At 43.5% G+C, this 16,185-nt stretch carries 13 protein-coding genes; 5 read left to right on the top strand and 8 right to left on the bottom strand.

What is annotated here, in order from left to right; all coding sequences use genetic code 11:
• Positions 1 to 347: 347 nt before the first annotated feature.
• The 3 genes from M3180_RS10620 to M3180_RS10610 all read right to left on the bottom strand — a co-directional run bounded on the left by M3180_RS10620 (position 348) and on the right by M3180_RS10610 (position 2,797).
• A complete protein-coding gene (locus M3180_RS10620) occupies positions 348 to 1,481 on the bottom strand; it encodes a HAMP domain-containing sensor histidine kinase (RefSeq protein ID WP_251667424.1) in 1,134 nt (377 codons plus the stop codon).
• The gene (locus M3180_RS10615; protein ID WP_251667423.1) at positions 1,474 to 2,157 is read right to left on the bottom strand and encodes a response regulator transcription factor; all 684 of its coding nucleotides are present in this window, start codon (positions 2,155 to 2,157) and stop codon (positions 1,474 to 1,476) included. Before M3180_RS10615 ends, M3180_RS10620 begins: the two co-directional genes overlap by 8 nt.
• Before the next feature lie 79 nt (positions 2,158 to 2,236).
• Entirely contained in the window at positions 2,237 to 2,797 is a 561-nt protein-coding gene (locus M3180_RS10610) for a hypothetical protein (RefSeq protein ID WP_251667422.1), read from the bottom strand.
• Between the two features lie 295 nt (positions 2,798 to 3,092).
• Here M3180_RS10610 and M3180_RS10605 point away from each other — a divergent pair, with 295 nt between their 5' ends.
• Entirely contained in the window at positions 3,093 to 4,061 is a 969-nt protein-coding gene (locus M3180_RS10605) for an acetylxylan esterase (RefSeq protein ID WP_251667421.1), read from the top strand.
• Positions 4,062 to 4,123: 62 nt separating this feature from the next.
• Here the strand turns inward: M3180_RS10605 and M3180_RS10600 are convergent, their stop codons facing one another.
• On the bottom strand, positions 4,124 to 5,623 hold the full coding sequence (locus tag M3180_RS10600) for an ABC transporter substrate-binding protein (RefSeq protein WP_251667420.1): 1,500 nt from the start codon (positions 5,621 to 5,623) through the stop codon (positions 4,124 to 4,126).
• A 119-nt stretch (positions 5,624 to 5,742) separates the two neighbouring features.
• Positions 5,743 to 7,620: an LTA synthase family protein gene (locus tag M3180_RS10595; RefSeq protein ID WP_251667419.1), complete on the bottom strand. Its 1,878-nt coding sequence runs from the start codon at positions 7,618 to 7,620 to the stop codon at positions 5,743 to 5,745.
• A gap of 185 nt (positions 7,621 to 7,805) precedes the next feature.
• On the opposite strand from M3180_RS10595, the gene M3180_RS10590 reads away from it, so the two are divergent.
• Positions 7,806 to 8,489: a DUF4190 domain-containing protein gene (locus M3180_RS10590; protein ID WP_251667418.1), complete on the top strand. Its 684-nt coding sequence runs from the start codon at positions 7,806 to 7,808 to the stop codon at positions 8,487 to 8,489.
• Positions 8,490 to 8,543: 54 nt separating this feature from the next.
• Positions 8,544 to 9,323 (top strand): exodeoxyribonuclease III, encoded by a 780-nt coding sequence (locus M3180_RS10585; RefSeq protein WP_251667417.1) that lies wholly within the window; start codon positions 8,544 to 8,546, stop codon positions 9,321 to 9,323.
• Positions 9,324 to 9,393: 70 nt separating this feature from the next.
• On the opposite strand, the gene M3180_RS10580 is transcribed toward M3180_RS10585, so the two are convergent.
• From M3180_RS10580 to M3180_RS10570, 3 genes are read right to left on the bottom strand one after another with little or no spacing between them, the layout of a single operon-like run.
• Positions 9,394 to 9,762 (bottom strand): hypothetical protein, encoded by a 369-nt coding sequence (locus M3180_RS10580; protein WP_251667416.1) that lies wholly within the window; start codon positions 9,760 to 9,762, stop codon positions 9,394 to 9,396.
• 20 nt (positions 9,763 to 9,782) lie between these two features.
• Positions 9,783 to 11,687: an ABC transporter ATP-binding protein gene (locus M3180_RS10575; RefSeq protein ID WP_251667415.1), complete on the bottom strand. Its 1,905-nt coding sequence runs from the start codon at positions 11,685 to 11,687 to the stop codon at positions 9,783 to 9,785.
• Positions 11,684 to 13,420 (bottom strand): ABC transporter ATP-binding protein, encoded by a 1,737-nt coding sequence (locus M3180_RS10570; RefSeq protein WP_251667414.1) that lies wholly within the window; start codon positions 13,418 to 13,420, stop codon positions 11,684 to 11,686. The genes M3180_RS10575 and M3180_RS10570 overlap by 4 nt, the downstream gene beginning before the upstream one ends.
• Positions 13,421 to 13,674: 254 nt before the next feature.
• Here M3180_RS10570 and M3180_RS10565 point away from each other — a divergent pair, with 254 nt between their 5' ends.
• Complete coding sequence (locus tag M3180_RS10565; protein WP_251667413.1) at positions 13,675 to 15,150, top strand: ABC transporter substrate-binding protein/permease; 1,476 nt, start codon at positions 13,675 to 13,677, stop codon at positions 15,148 to 15,150.
• The gene (locus M3180_RS10560) at positions 15,143 to 15,865 is read left to right on the top strand and encodes an amino acid ABC transporter ATP-binding protein (RefSeq protein ID WP_251667412.1); all 723 of its coding nucleotides are present in this window, start codon (positions 15,143 to 15,145) and stop codon (positions 15,863 to 15,865) included. The genes M3180_RS10565 and M3180_RS10560 overlap by 8 nt, the downstream gene beginning before the upstream one ends.
• Positions 15,866 to 16,185 lie beyond the last annotated feature (320 nt).

The raw sequence follows: 16,185 nt of genomic DNA, 5'->3' as shown, positions 1-16,185 counted from the left end.
CCAATAAGGGGTTCAAACGTTCGGCTTTCAGGACCAAGAAGCTTGACCGCTAGTTAGAAAATGAGGAGCGCAGCGTACGTATTTGGTACGTGAGCAACGGAATTTTCGCTAGCGTTCAAGATTCGCCGTCGAATACACTACAAAGAATCAACATCGTCATCAAAGTCGGATATTTGAACCGACATCTTCCAATAAGGGGTTCAAATGCTCGGCTTTCAGGACCAAGAAGATGGGACGATACTAGAAACCGAGGAGCGCAGCGTACGGTAGTTAGTACGTGAGCACCGGAGGTTTCGGTAGCGTCACATATTCGCCGCCGATTAAGCTACAAAGAATCAACATCGTCATCAAAGTCGTACATTTGAACCTACCCCTACAGGGAGGGTTATGGTAAAGCTTGTTCGTGTTACGTCACTCCCCACCCCAATCGAGCCCCCGTGCTGCTCGATGATGTTTTTCGCAATGTATAGGCCAAGGCCTGTACTATTGCCTTCCTGGTGTGTGCGGGATCGATCCCCTTTGTAAAACAGATCAAATAAATGCTTCATGTCTTCTTCCTCGATCATGGCACCATAATTCGTTACTTCGATTACTATGTTGTCCGCTTGACGTTCGACAGTTACGTCAATATATAAGCCATCGCTGCCGTAGCGTGCAGCATTGCTGAGTAAATTTTCAAACACGCGCGCGAGCAGCTCACCATCCGCATTTAGATTAAGATCACCGTCTAGCTGAATACGACCTTGTACATGATGCGCTTCGAACATTGGGGACATTTCTTCAACTAGCTGTGTTAGCAGTTCACCGATATCTATCGGCTCATGATGAAGGGTAATATGTCCATAGTTCATACGGGTGATCTCGAACAGCTGCTCAATTAAGCTTTCTAGCCGTTTCGATTTAGCATAGGCGATGGTTGTATAATGCTTGCTGCGCTCTTGGTCAAGCGTGTCATGCTGTAAAATATAGCTTAAATATCCGATGACCGAGGTAAGTGGTGTGCGCAAGTCATGAGCAAGATTCATGATAAGCTGGTCCTTGCTTTGCTCTGCGACATCTCCTCTGCGGGTTGCTTCCTGCAGCTTTTCTGCAGCTCGATTAATATCATCAGCAATTTGCTGCAGCTCATCATTCGTTGACAGCTCTACTTTATGTGTAAAATTACCGCTGGCTAAATGATGTATCCCCTCTGAAATATTATTAAAGTATTTCACGTATGGCCTTGTAATAAGGTAAAACATAATAATAGATTGTGGTATGAAGATCATTAAAAATACATTGAGATCACCGATCTCAGCCATCCAATGCCTCCAGCCTGCCAGCGGATCCTCCATATAGACATAGCTGCGGTAATATTGCCTCAATGCTAGATACAATAGGTAAGTCGTAGAAGCTGAGATCAGCATACTCAGTGCAAATGCGCCCAGCATTTTTGTCCGAAAGCTTCCTCTGCCAACGATCCTCTTCAGCCTATTATCCATTGAAGCTGTACCCCACTCCCCATACTGTTTTGATCCACTTATTTTTATCTTCACCTAGCTTCTTCCGCAATGTCCGGATATGTACCATCACTGTATTTGCCGAATCCATATAGGATTCGCCCCACACATGGACAAATATATTTTCAGAGCTAAACACTTTTTTCGGATGCTGAGCGAGCAAATGCAGGATATCAAATTCCTTGGGCGTTAGCTCAATTTCTCGGTCATATAGCTGAACTGTACGAGCATCAATATCAATACGTAGACCATTACGCTCGAGCACCGTGCTCTCTGTCGGATTAGGTTGAGCTAGCATCCGATATCTTCTCAGCTGGGCATTGACTCGAGCGACAAGCTCCATCGGATTAAAGGGCTTTGTTACATAATCATCCGCTCCAATAACAAGCCCCGTAATTTTATCCATATCTGTTGTTTTCGCACTAAGGAAAATAATAGGCATCGTGTAGTGCTCTCGTAATTTTTTCGTTACCTGATGCCCGTCCAGCTCTGGCATCATAATATCCATAATGATTAGACTTACAGGATGACTGCTTGCATAGTTAAGCGCTGAAAGACCATCTTGTTTAATCACAACCGAATAGCCCTCCTGCTCTAAATGCATCGCGATCAGCTTTGCGATATCCTCGTCATCCTCCGCTATCAGAATATTAACCATTTACTATTCACCTCAACCATGTATATACTCGCTAGTCTAAATAACATAAAAAAAAGCATCCTTTTTTGAGAAAGAATGCTTAGGCTGTACGAAATTGCTTTCTGCGACGCGAATTGTACAGCGTACCGATATAAGAATGAAGGCTGCCTTGATACATCAGCTCCATTTTAGCTGACATAAAATCAGCCGGTGTCGTAAGCGTAGGCAATTTATTAATAATATGCACATTTGCCTGCTGTAGAATACTATTAACAAATTGCGAGCAAAAATAATGATCCTTACGCTGCCAGTGGATACCAAAAAGTACAGCAAGGATACCTAGAAAGTTGTAATGGTATTTGTCTTCATCTCTCATAAAGCTATCAATTTGTTCTCGAATATTAGTATATGCCTGCTCGTCTATCTGCAACTTATAGAGTTTGCACGGCGAATTGTGAAATAAAGGTCCGCGAACATCCTCCTGAACAAATCCACCGATCCATGGATTCGCTTGATCCTTACGTCCAAAGCTGTATACCTCTTTGAGCTCCGTGTCAAATGCTATGGAGACGTGGCTATACTGTTCACCAGTACAAAACTGAATAGAACGGGCGAGCAATGTACCTGTATTTGTAAGTAAAATATAGATTTCCTTCTCCATACTAAATTTGACCTCCTGAATGAATCTTATGAACATAACAATATCTTATTCTGCAATCCACTGTAACCGCCCAAGGTATTAATTCAATACTAGACATAAGTCGGAATCAAGTATCCATCTTTTAACATTTCATATATGTATTCATATTACTTCATTTTTAGTAGACAGTAAATAGACCAAATATATGTATCTCATCCACTAATAGCTATAGCAATTTAGCATTGTATCGGTGCAATAAGTGTGGCACAATTTACTAGTATACTAGTTCAATTATATATGAAAGGAAGTACATGCTATGCCACAACCATATGATATGCCGCTTGAGCAGCTGCGACATTATAAACCAAGCTCTACCGCAGCACCCGACTTTGATTCCTTCTGGGAGGAAACACTAGCTGAAATGGCGCAGGTTCCACTTTCCTATGAAAGACATGAAATCGCTTACCCCGTAAAAGGATTAAAGGTTTATCGGATATACTACCAAGGCTTTAATGACGCACAAATTGAAGGTGTGTTAGCAATCCCTGAACAAAGCGATCCATTGCCGGGCATTGTTGAGTACCATGGCTATAATTGGGTCAATGATGGCGATGTTCATCATGCAGTGAACCTAGCGTTAAAGGGCTATGCTGTGCTGCGTATGTTCTGCCGTGGACAATTTGCTGGCTCCATTAACAATGTCGTTGCCAGCAACGGACATAACACAGGATGGATGACTCAAGGTATTCAGAACAAATATGAATATTACTACCGAGCTGTTTACATGGATGCTGTGCGTGCAATAGACGTACTTGCTGCGCAGCCTGAGGTTGATGCAACGCGTATCGCAGTTACTGGCGGCAGCCAAGGCGGAGCTATTACATTAGCGGCTGCAGCACTATCTGAAACTCCAGTATTGGCCGTTGCTGATTACCCTTACCTGTCCAACTTTGAGCGCGCTATTGATGTGACGCCTAATGGTCCATACTATGAGCTGAATGAATATTTCAGACGTAATTCCAGTTCGCCTCAGTTAGAAGTAAATGCGAAGCAAACGCTAAGTTATTTTGACATTATGAATCTTGCTCCTCGCATCACATGCTATACATGGTTAACTGTCGGTCTGGTCGATGATATTACACCACCGTCTACAATATTTGCTGCATATAACCATCTTACATGCGACAAAAACATTGAAGTCTACCGCTACTTTGGTCACGAGCAAGCTCCAGCTTCGGTTACCATTCGTTTACAGCTCTTTATGGATTACCTGCAAAGCAAATAACAGTAAAACGAGCTAGCTGTCAGAATACTATTCATGACGAGCTAGCTCGTTAACGTATATCCTTACTCCTCAACTACCTCTTCTTCAGCGATCTCTTCCGTTTCGACGACGTCCATAGGTAATACTTCCATGCCGCCACCTTCACCGTATTTATCTTCCCAGTACTTATCCATTTCTTCCTGAGACATCATTCCTTGTGCAAGAAGCTCATCACCTTTAATTTGCAAAGTAGATAATGCTTCAGCAACCGTCGTTTCACCACTGCTAACTTTCGCTAGCTCTGTCTGCATTAAGCTGTAGAACTCGAATTGGAAGATTTGTGGAACTTTATTATAATCCATCGTATTGTTGTACGTGGATGGACGTACTTTGTAGAATGCATCGTAGTTACGATCATCGTCTTTCTTCATATACGTGCTGCGAAGCGGCATATTGCCATATGTTACTTTAGATTTCACACGTGCATATTCGTCACCTGTAATATAGGAAATAAAATTCCAAGCTTGCTCGATATTCGTTGATTGGCTGTTAATAGCAAAAATACCTTGATAGTTAATATAGCTGGATTCTTCCGGGTTAGCTGAGCTTACCGGAGCCGTAACGATATCCCAGTTTTGAATTAAATCATCTGGGTTTTGAGCATAAGTTGATAGATTCTCAAGCTCTTGCATCAAGTAGTTTCCATCTAGACGCATAGCTAGTTTGCCAGAATAGAATGGATCACGCGCATAATAATCCATATTACTTATAGCACCTTCATTTTCCCACATGATGTTATCATAGAAAAGAGAATTAGAGTTCATTACAGAAATCGCTGTTTCTACTAACGAGTTCCATGCTGGAGTATCGATTGTCATTTGCAGTGTATCCGCATTGAACATTTGTAGGTTTTCACCTTGAGACAGAGTATTAACAATCTCGCTTAGCTCTTGTCCCCAGCCCATTTTCAAGCCGTAAACACGATCTGGATATTCCCCATCTGTAGGGAACATTTTAGCTAGATCAATGATTTGGGCCCAAGACATCTGATCGGTTGGGTACGGCACGCCGTATTCATCAAACAGGTCTTTATTATAGTAGATCACTTGACTATAGAAGCTCGTTGGAATTCCGTACAGCTTACCGTTACCAAGATTTTTCATAGAATCAATTAAGCCTGGAACAAGACCAGCTGCATTGTACTTCTCTTCATTGACAAAGTTTTCAATGTCATACAGCTTACCTTCATCTCCGAGAGAAGTTAGCTGAGATGGTTCAATCATAATGACATCCGGTTTTTCTTCTTCAATGAACTGCAAGTACGCTTCATTATAGTCAATTTCGCCATCATTCGTACGCTCATAAATTTTGCTCGTGTTAACAACTTCGATCTCAACATCTGGATTAACAGCACTGTATACCATTCCATACTCCGAAAAGAAGGAGCTCTCATCGTAATACATAACTTTCAGTGTTGACGGTTCGGTTTCACTGCCGCTGTTGCCTTTACTTCCAAAGCTGCATCCTGCAAGCAACGCCGCAGACATACAGACGGCAAGACTGGTCTTCATCCATTTTTTCATTGTGCGTTTACACCCCTCAAATTTTTTCACTCTGCATCTACTAACGTAGCACATCGGAAAAAGGTTGCAAGGTTTCCATCATTTTCTGAAATTTTTCTCAGAATTTTTATATTTAGAAGTTATTCTGCAGCTCTAATAGGATATAACGTCGTATATTGATCGGAAATTGACATTAATTCAATAATATAGTTGTATTCCTTCTCCAGCGCATCAGTTAGCGCGACAGGCTCGAACGTCGCTAGAGATACTGCCTTTCCATCCTTAAAGCCTTCTCCTGGAATAAAGAGTACCTCATCATTAAAAAAGCTACCGGTTGGCAAATAATATCTAGCACCGACAATATTCGTCGTAACATTAAGCAGATCAGATCCAAATATAATAAGCTCTGAACCTTTCTCCGTTATTCCTAGCAGGTTCAACACCGTCGGCAGCATATCCACCTGTCCGCCTACCTGCTCAACCACTTCTCCAGCAACATTAGGAGCATGAATGAAGAATGGAATGTTCATCCTTGTTATCGTCTCGTGATATGGAATACCTAGCTGCTCACTAACCCACTCGGGCGGATTATCCTTTGGCTGCAAGCCAAAGTGATCACCATATATGGCTACTACGCTTTTTTCCAGCAAGCCATGCTCATCTAGCTGTTTCATAAACTGCTCCAGCTGACGATCGACGTAGTGAATCGCTTGGAGGTAATGTCCAAGCTGAGTATCTTCAAGCTCAGTAGGCAGGTTTAACATTTGATATTGCTCTGGAATTTTAAAGGGATGATGACTAGATACGGTAACAAGATGTGCATAGAACGGTTGATCTCGTTGCTCCAGCTCCAGCATGTTCTGTAGAGCTACTTTAAACAGCTGTTCATCCGAAGCCCCCCAGCTGTTAAATTCATCATTCTTAAAGCTAGGCTTATCGAAATAATCAGTAAACCCTAATGCGGGATACATTTCATTACGGTTCCAAAAGGTAACGTCATTCACATGAAAGGTGTACGACTCATACCCATGCTGTGCAAGCAATCTTGGCAGGCTATACGCTTTTTTTCCAGTTAGCTGCTTGCTCGTTGACTGCAGCGCGCTAGGGTAGGCTCCCGTATTCATCATAAACTCAGCATCCGATGTATTGCCTTCAGCGATTTGCTGATAAATATGTGGGAAATACAGACTCTGCTCTGCTGCCAGCTGGTTAAGGTAAGGCGTTATCGTCTGACCGTTCACCTCAAGTCCAATAACGAAATTCTGCATCGCTTCGACTTGTATAGCGATTAAATTACTGCCAGCTGCAGCACCATTATACAGCAATTGATCCGGCTCGCTTTGGCTGTCTAGCCACGCTTGCACCTGTTTTCTTAGCTCGCTAATCTCCTCCTCAGACGGTTGAACAGCTTTCATTGCATTTGTCTGGTTGAATGCCAGCTGATAGGTGATGACACCAAGTCTTTTGGCTAATGCATGACTGTTCTCAATATGTCTGCTGCTATATAAGCTACATATAACGACCAGCAGGCATATAACTGCAGTAAGCATCGGATATATTCTAGGCCGCCATATGCTGCGACTGGAGATTGTCCATTGGATAGAGCGCTTTTCCTGCTTATCACGCCAAATGAGCAGCACAATCGCTACAATGACAAAATCAATAAAAAACAGTAGCATATATGGCTCAATGGATGAAGCGATGCTTTCCCGAATTTGTCCCACCTGATTGAGGTTGGATAATGTGTAGTATGTCGGCACATTTCCGTAATAACTATAATAAATAGCTACAGCGAACCATAGTATAGATATGGCAACTGCTGCAATGGTTTGCGTTACTTTGCGCCATGCCCCTGTCCATATACAAGCAGGTATTACCATAATAAGACCTACCGCAGCAGCATCTGAAACGATCCCGTACCATGAGTAATCATTTAACACCATGTGACGAAAAAGCAGCAGCTTGAGCATTAACGTTACGGTCCATACGAGTCCTAGATGTGCTCTTAATGCTTTCATTTACTCACTCCCTACTTCATTAAAGCTTCTCTTTACATGTTCTTAACAAATTGCATTATTAACCTTGATACAGCAGTTGTCAACTTTCTGTTATAACTTTCAAAAATTTGGTTGTTCATTGTTGATTACCATATTCTTTGTTATGATAGAAAACATAACTATGTATCTCTCAAGGAGGATTATGAATGAGCGAGCAATCAAATAACGGGGGACCATTTGACGATCAAGCGAATCCGTCCCAACCGAATTCGACTGCAGGTGAATCGAATCAACAGCAAGCTGGACAGGAACAACAGCCTCGTTATGAGCAGGATCCTAACCAGCAGCAATATAATCAACCTGGTCAAACACCGCAGGGTGCCCAGAATCCTTATTCGTATCAACAAGGACAGCAGCCGCAAGGCGGTTTTCAACAAGGGCAGCAAGTAAATTACGACCAAGCTCCCTATGGTCAAGGCGGATATACGCAGCAGCAACAACAGCAGCATTATCAGCAAGCGCCTTATGGTCAGCAGCAAGGGCAGTATAACCAAGGACAATACCAATATCCACCACAGCAGCCTGGCGGCTATCCATATCAACAGCCTGTTTATATGGCTAAAAAGACAAACACAAAATCCATCGTCTCTCTTATTCTTGGTATTGCGTCCATTATGCTTCCATACATCGGTTTCTTTATCGGTATTGCTGGTATTATCGTCAGTACCCTATCGCTTAAAGAACTAAAGCAACGACCAGAGGATGGTAAAGGACTTGCAATTAGCGGTCTTGTAACAAGTATTATTGGTACAGTTTTATACGGTATTATTCTATTAATCGTCGTCTTTGCTATCGCACTGTTTTCAGAATCGAATAACTACTATTATTAACAAAAAGAGTATGTTCAAAAAGTGTCTTTTTGAGCACGCATAAAGGAATATCGTATGAATAAAGAATTTAACTTTGTTTCCTGGAACGTAAATGGCTTGCGTGCTTGTGTCACGAAAGGCTTTCTCGAGCATTTTCATCGTTATGATGCAGACTTCTTCTGCTTACAAGAAATAAAGCTGCAGGAAGGACAAATTGAGCTTGATCTTGGTAGTGAATACAAGCAGTATTGGAACTACGCTCAGAAGAAGGGCTATTCTGGTACAGCGATTTTTACGAAGCACGAGCCGTTATCTGTCCACTATGGCATCGAGCAGAACGAAGAGCCTGAGGGACGTATCATTACGCTTGAATATGAGTCGTTCTACTTGATTACCGTTTACACACCAAATGCTAAGCGTGATCTTTCCCGATTACCATACCGATTAGAGTGGGAAGAGCGCTTTGCAGAGTATGTGACAGAGCTAAACAGCAATAAGCCAGTCATCATTTGTGGTGATCTAAACGTTGCGCATCTTGACATAGATGTGAAAAATGCAAAATCCAATATTGGCAACTCAGGCTTTACATTTGAGGAACGCGGCTGCATGACCTCCCTTCAGCAGAGAGGATTTGTCGATAGCTTCCGCCATCTCTACCCAGAGGTGGAGGACCGTTTCACCTGGTGGTCCTTTATGGCTAAAGTTCGCGAGCGAAATATTGGATGGCGCATCGACTATTTCCTCGTATCAGAGCAGCTGAAAAGTGGGATTGTCGAGGCCACGATCGAAGATCATGTGATGGGCAGTGATCATTGTCCGGTAACATTAAAGCTTCAGCTCGATGAGCAAGCATAGCAGTAATAAAATAGGCGTCTCCTTTGACCATTGGAAGAATGGCTGGGAGACGCCTACTTTTATGATTAAACTACTCGCTTTGCTGGGGCTCCTGTGTTAACGGAATCCTGTACTCGGAATAGGTCTCAACGATATGCTCGCCTTGATCGAATACCCAGCTAAAGTGGAATGTATCACCTTCGTAGCCTGTACGATTACGAATATCAGGCACGATGACTTCATCCATGTTAGCTGCAATGATCTGCTCCATCTCCTTCAGTCGCTTCAGCGTTTCATGAGCAAGAGAGACAGCCTCCTCCTCAGGCAGCGATTGCGCGAAATATATTTCTGCTATATCCTCTGTCGTTAACCCATCCTCTAGCACGATGCCGCTTCCGCGAAAAACTTCCTTCACAATACTGACCCAATCTGCCACCAGGTCTATTTCGATGTTATACATTAGTCGTTTCCGTCTCCAATCTAACTTTGATACTCTTCCATTTCAACTTCACCAGCTCCACCATTGGCGAATTGGCTTTGGTACAAATCAGCATAAAAGCCCCCTGCAGCTAACAGCTCTTCATGCGTTCCCTGCTCGATGACCGATCCCTGATTCATGACCAGTATACGGTCTGCATCTTTAATTGTCGATAGTCGATGAGCAATAACAAAACTCGTTCTTCCCTGCATTAGATTATGCATCGCTTGCTGAATAAACAGCTCTGTTCGTGTATCGACACTGCTTGTTGCTTCATCTAGAATGAGCATCGGTGGATCAGCCAATATCGCTCGTGCGATCGTAAGCAGCTGCTTTTGTCCTGAGGAGATGTTGGATGCTTCCTCATTTAACACGGTATCATACCCCTCTGGCAGCGTACGAATAAAATGATCCGCATGCGCTGCCTTAGCAGCAGCGATAATTTCGTCCTCCGTAGCACCCGCTCGGCCATAGGCAATATTGTCTCGTATCGTGCCATTAAACAGCCACGTATCCTGCAGCACCATACCGAACAATGAACGTACGTACGAACGATTGAAGCTTTCGATCCGCTCCCCATCAATCGTAATCTTACCGCCTTGAATATTGTAGAAGCGCATAAGCAAATTAACAAGTGTAGTTTTCCCTGCACCCGTTGGACCGACAATAGCGATCATCTGACCGCTCTTCACATCAAGTGATAAATCCTTCATGAGCAGCTTATCGTCGCTGTATCCAAACTGCACATGCTCAAACGAAACATTTCCCTTCGGATTCGAGATTTTTTTCGTCGGTTGCGCTTGCTCCTGCTCCTCCTCTTCATCAAGAAGCTCGAATACACGTTCAGCAGAAGCAATGGTAGATTGAATAATGTTAGCGATATTAGCCGTCTGCATAATCGGCTGCGTAAATTGTCTTGCATATTGTATAAAGGCTTGAATGTTACCTACCGAAATATTTCCTTTTGTCATCTGGATACCGCCGACTACACAAATCAGCACGTAGCCGATATTACCGATAAAGCCCATTAACGGCCACATAATGCCAGAGATAAACTGAGCCTTCCAGCTTGAATGATACAGCACCTCGTTCATTTGGCGGAATTTCTCGACCGATTGTTTCTCTCGACCAAACGCCTTGATGATCGTGTGTCCTGTATACATCTCTTCAACATGTCCATTCAGCTGTCCAAGCTGGTCCTGTTGGCTTTTGAAGTGTTTTTGTGACTGCTTGGCAATTAGCGCAATGACGACAAAGCTAAGCGGTAGCGTAAGAACAAGGATCAATGTTAACAATGGACTAATCGTTAGCATCATAATAATAATACCGAGCAGCGTTACGACTGAGGTGATCATTTGCGTTAAGCTTTGCTGAAGGGTATTGGCGATGTTATCCACATCATTGACCATTCGGCTTAATATATCACCATTAGATCTTGCATCAAAAAACCTTAATGGAAGTCGTCCAAGCTTCGAATTTACATCTTCGCGCAGGTCGTAAACTACCTTCTGCGCAACTCTAGCCATTAAATACTGCTGTAGAAATGCAAAGAGTGAGCTGATGACGTAAAGGGCAGCAAGGATTGCTAATATATAAGCAATACGCTGAAAATCAATTGCTGCGCCTGGCTCATTATTGAATTTAGCCAACCATCCGTCCAGTAGTACGTCCGTCGCTTCCCCTAAAATCTTTGGGCTTATAATAGCGAAAAGAGTGCTTAGTATTGCCGTTATCAAAACGATAAAGAGTCTGAGGCGGAATGGTTTAAGATATCCCAACAGTCGCTTCAATGTTCCTTTAAAGTTTTTAGCCTTTACCCCAGGCATCATCATGCCAGGAGGACCACCTGGACCTCCCGGTCCTGGCGGGCGACTTGCTCCGCCACGTGCATTATGGCTTTTACTCATGCGCTCTCCTCCTCTGACAGCTGCGATTGAACGATCTCTCGATAGACATCGCTAGTTTCTAGCAGCTCTTGATGCGTGCCTTTGCCAACGATTTCTCCTTCGTTCAACACGATAATTTGTTCAGCATGCATAACTGTGCTAACACGCTGAGCAACGATAATCATTGCAGCATCCGTAACATGCTCCTTCAGCGCACTGCGCAGTGCAGCATCCGTCTTGTAATCAAGCGCGGAGAAGCTATCATCGAATAAATATAGAGAAGGCTTACGAACAAGGGCACGAGCAATGGATAGGCGCTGCTTCTGACCACCGGAAATATTGGTTCCACCTTGCGATAGCACCGTGTCGAAGCCATGCTCCATTCTTTCAATAAATGGGAGCGCCTGAGCAATGGCAGCTGCCTCACGCACCTCTTCCTCCGTCGCATCTTCCTTGCCATAACGGATGTTATCCGTAATGGTACCACTATAAATCATATTTTTCTGTGGAACTAAAGCCATCTGATTGCGAAGCTCCTCAAGTCCCCAGCGCTTCACATCCACTCCATTCAACATGACCTCACCCTCATCACAGTCGAAGAAGCGCTCAATTAAATTGATCAATGTTGTTTTGCCTGAGCCTGTTCCCCCGATAATCGCTGTCACTTCGCCTGGTTTACTCTCGAAGGATATGTTGTGTACGGCTGGTTTTTCAGCGCCAGGATAAGTATAGCTTACGTTACGAAAGGTTATCGTTCCTTTCATAGCAGGATTAGCAGCAATTCTATTGTGCTCATGGCTGTCTACAACAGAAGGCTCCGTATGGAGGACCTCATTAATCCTTACAGCAGATGCTTGTGCTCTTGGCAGCATGACAAACATCATGGACATCATCACTAATGAGAACATAATTTGCATCGCGTATTGAATAAATGCCATTAAATCTCCAATCATCATCTGTCCCATATCAATACGTTTACTGCCAAACCACACAATAGCAATAATACATACGTTCATAATCAGCATCATGACCGGCATCATAAAGGCCATAATCTGATTTACTTTAACGGCAGTATTCATTAGATCTTTGTTGGCATCGGTAAAGCGTCCTGCCTCGAACGAGGTACGATTGAAGGCGCGAATAACGCGTATACCCGTTAATCCTTCACGAAGCACTAGATTAATGCGATCTAGCTTTTTCTGCATAATCTTAAAGTGAGGCATGCCAAAGCGTACAATAATAAAGATGGCAAGCGCCAGCACTGGCAGAACAACTAATAATACCATCGACAGCTGTACATCCTTGTACAGTGCCATAATGATTCCGCCGATACACATAAGCGGCGCCATTACCATCATGCGCAAAATCATTAAAATAACCTGCTGCACCTGATTAATATCATTCGTTGTACGCGTAATTAATGATGCAGTACCGAGCTTGTCGAACTCCTGAAGAGAAAAACTCTCTACCTTGTCAAACACATCATGTCGGACTATCTTACCGAATGATGATGAAACCTTTGAGGCATACAGGCTTGCAAGCACGGATACAATCGTCCCGATGATAGACACTCCGAGCATAAAGCCACCCATTTTCCATATGTAGCCCGTATCGCCTGTGAGTATCCCATTGTTCACGATATCTGACATTAATGTAGGTAAATATAAATCCGCTAATGATTGCATTAATATCAAAATAATAATTGCGATAATCGTAAAAAGATACGGCCTCAAATAACGCATCAATTGAAGCATCGATCCATCCTTCTTTCTATGTATGGCACTTTGTCCATATATAATAGTAGACTTACGATGAACTGGATATAATAGGTTTCGTTAAGCCTAACGATCAAATTATATCAATACCAGCTCCTAGCATTCAACTTTTTAACTTTTTTTCTTTTTCCTTGCAGTCAGTCAAGCTAAAGCGCGCTTGCTAGACCATTTACAATCCTATCGTTTGCACCTATAATTGATTAGTTATATTAACAATGAAAGAAGAGGTCATCATGAATAAGCAGAAATTGTTTTATGTACCTATGATCGCTTTGGTGCTACTGTTCGCTTTGTTCAGCCCGATGTTCAGCGTATATGCACAAGAAGCGGCTGAGACGCCAAAGAAGACATTAATTATGGGTACCTCACCGGATTTCCCACCATATGAAAGCGTAGATGCAAAAAATAACGGTGAAATTATTGGGCTTGATATCGATATAGCTAAGACGATATTAAGCGAGCTTGGCTATGAGCTGCAAATCCAAAGCATGGACTTTAGCGGGCTAATTGCAGCAATGCAAACGGGTCGAGTTGACTTTGTTATGTCAGGCATGTCCGCAACAGAGGAACGCAAAAAAAGCGTAGATTTCTCTGATCCGTATTATTTCGCAAGAAATACGATTGTCTCTAAAGCTGACAATAATTACGAAACCCTCGAGTCATTAGAAGGTCTCGTTGTCGGTGCACAGCTTGGCTCTGTGCAGGAAGCTGTAGCTAATCAAGTGCCTAACGCTTCTGAGGTTCGCAAGCTAAACAAAATTGCTGACCTTATACTAGAAATTAACTCTAACCGTATAGCTGCTGCTATCGTAGAGGATGCAGTCGCTGTAGAAATGACGAATGCCAATCCTTCGCTGGTAATGAATTTTCTTCCTGCCGATGCCAATGACGGTGGTTATGCTATTGCCTTTCCTAAAGGCTCACCGTATGTCGAGGAATTCAATACAGTCATTGCTGACATGAAGGAAAGCGGCAAATTGGACGAGCTGCTTCAGCAGTGGTTTCCCGAGCCAGAGCCTAAAAAAGTTGATAGCGTTGAAAGCAGCAAAGCATTAATCGACTTTAGCGTGCTTCAAGGGTATGTCCCTTACATCCTGAAGGGTGTTGGCGTAACGCTGCTATTCACACTTGTTTCAGCGCTGCTTGGTCTAATTCTCGGCAGCATCCTATCGTTATTTAAAATTTCCGGCATTAAGCCGCTTAAGTGGTTCGCAACCGGCTATACTTCGATATTCCGTGGTACGCCGCTGCTTGTCCAGCTTACATTAATTTATTATGCTACACCACAGCTAACAGGCTATGATATACCACCTTTGCTTGCTGCAGGACTTGCCTTCGGTCTGAACTCAGCCGCTTACTTGTCTGAAACGATTCGTGCTGGAATTATGGCTGTGGACAAGGGTCAACAGGAAGCAGCAATGGCGCTAGGCATTCCTTACCGTAAAATGATGATCTCCATCATCTTCCCGCAGGCGCTGCGCAACATATTGCCTGCCTTAGTTAACGAATGTGTGGCTCTAATTAAGGAATCGTCACTTGTATCGATTATCGGGGTCGCTGATCTCATGCGTCGTGCTGATATCGTACGAGCGGATACCTTCCGTGCCTTCGAAGCACTTCTGCTTGTAGCAGCGATCTACTACGTGCTCGTGCTCATTCTTACATCATTGGCTCACATGCTCGAAAGGAGACTTCGTCGCGGTGATTAAAGTACAACAACTCACAAAATCATACGGAAAACAACAAGTACTTAAAGGGATCTCTACTTCAGTGAATAAAGGTGAAGTTGTCGCGATTATCGGCCCTTCCGGCTCTGGTAAATCAACCTTTTTACGTTGTTTGAATTTATTAGAGGTGCCGACAAGCGGTACGATCCTCATTGGTGATCAAGAGCTTACCTCGCCTAAGGCAGATGTCGCAAGTATTCGCCAGCATATCGGAATGGTGTTTCAACACTTTCACTTATTCCCGCATATGACGGTTTTAGAGAACATCACCTTTGCACCAACACAGGTGAAGGGCATCTCTCAAGAGGAAGCTAAGCGTAAGGCTATGGAGCTGCTAACGAAGGTTGGGCTTGCAGATAAGGCTGACAGCTATCCGTCCAAGCTTTCAGGTGGTCAAAAGCAGCGCGTTGCCATTGCTCGCTCCCTCGCGATGGAGCCTGAAATTATGCTGTTTGATGAACCAACCTCTGCACTCGATCCAGAGATGGTTAAGGAAGTGCTGAACGTTATTAAAGACCTTGCCGATTCTGGCATGACGATGCTTATCGTTACACATGAGATGAAATTCGCACGAGAGGCTGCAGATACGATCTATTTCCTAGATCAAGGCCAGCTTATAGAATCAGCTACACCGGATCAGTTCTTTACAAATCCGCAAAGCGAGCGTGCGATTCGTTTCCTTGAGCAAGTGCTTTAATTAAATCTAATTAAGGTTCAATAAGCTCGGCATTCAGCGCTCCGCTAACCATCTCTACGCTCGAACCTTCCTTCGTCAGGAGGTCGTTTTAGAGATGGTTAGCTCCGCTGGAGTTTTTCAAGTTCAAACCTTGGAGAGGTTCCTTCGTTTGTTCTTCATATTCAGCGCTCCGCTTACCTTCTCTACGCTCGAACCTTCCTTCGTCAGGAGGTCGCTTTAGAGATGGTTAGCTCCGCTGGAGTTTTTTCAAGATCAAACCTTGGGAGGGTTCCTTCGTTTGTTCTCCATATTCAGCGCTCCGCTTACCTTCTCTACGCTCG

Origin of the sequence: Paenibacillus camelliae, assembly GCF_023715345.1 — a bacterium.
Taxonomy (GTDB): domain Bacteria; phylum Bacillota; class Bacilli; order Paenibacillales; family Paenibacillaceae; genus Pristimantibacillus; species Pristimantibacillus camelliae.
The sequence above is the reverse complement of the archived record's forward strand: the minus strand, read 5'-3'. Positions and strand labels throughout refer to the sequence as shown.

Excerpts from the sequence above, each read along its gene's own strand:
- M3180_RS10620 (WP_251667424.1), bottom strand. The coding sequence starts at position 1,481 with ATGGATAATAGGCTGAAGAGGATCGTTGGCAGAGGAAGCTTTCGGACA.
- M3180_RS10615 (WP_251667423.1), bottom strand. The coding sequence starts at position 2,157 with ATGGTTAATATTCTGATAGCGGAGGATGACGAGGATATCGCAAAGCTG.
- M3180_RS10610 (WP_251667422.1), bottom strand. The coding sequence starts at position 2,797 with ATGGAGAAGGAAATCTATATTTTACTTACAAATACAGGTACATTGCTC.
- M3180_RS10605 (WP_251667421.1), top strand. The coding sequence starts at position 3,093 with ATGCCACAACCATATGATATGCCGCTTGAGCAGCTGCGACATTATAAA.
- M3180_RS10600 (WP_251667420.1), bottom strand. The coding sequence starts at position 5,623 with ATGAAAAAATGGATGAAGACCAGTCTTGCCGTCTGTATGTCTGCGGCG.
- M3180_RS10595 (WP_251667419.1), bottom strand. The coding sequence starts at position 7,620 with ATGAAAGCATTAAGAGCACATCTAGGACTCGTATGGACCGTAACGTTA.
- M3180_RS10590 (WP_251667418.1), top strand. The coding sequence starts at position 7,806 with ATGAGCGAGCAATCAAATAACGGGGGACCATTTGACGATCAAGCGAAT.
- M3180_RS10585 (WP_251667417.1), top strand. The coding sequence starts at position 8,544 with ATGAATAAAGAATTTAACTTTGTTTCCTGGAACGTAAATGGCTTGCGT.
- M3180_RS10580 (WP_251667416.1), bottom strand. The coding sequence starts at position 9,762 with ATGTATAACATCGAAATAGACCTGGTGGCAGATTGGGTCAGTATTGTG.
- M3180_RS10575 (WP_251667415.1), bottom strand. The coding sequence starts at position 11,687 with ATGAGTAAAAGCCATAATGCACGTGGCGGAGCAAGTCGCCCGCCAGGA.
- M3180_RS10570 (WP_251667414.1), bottom strand. The coding sequence starts at position 13,420 with ATGCTTCAATTGATGCGTTATTTGAGGCCGTATCTTTTTACGATTATC.
- M3180_RS10565 (WP_251667413.1), top strand. The coding sequence starts at position 13,675 with ATGAATAAGCAGAAATTGTTTTATGTACCTATGATCGCTTTGGTGCTA.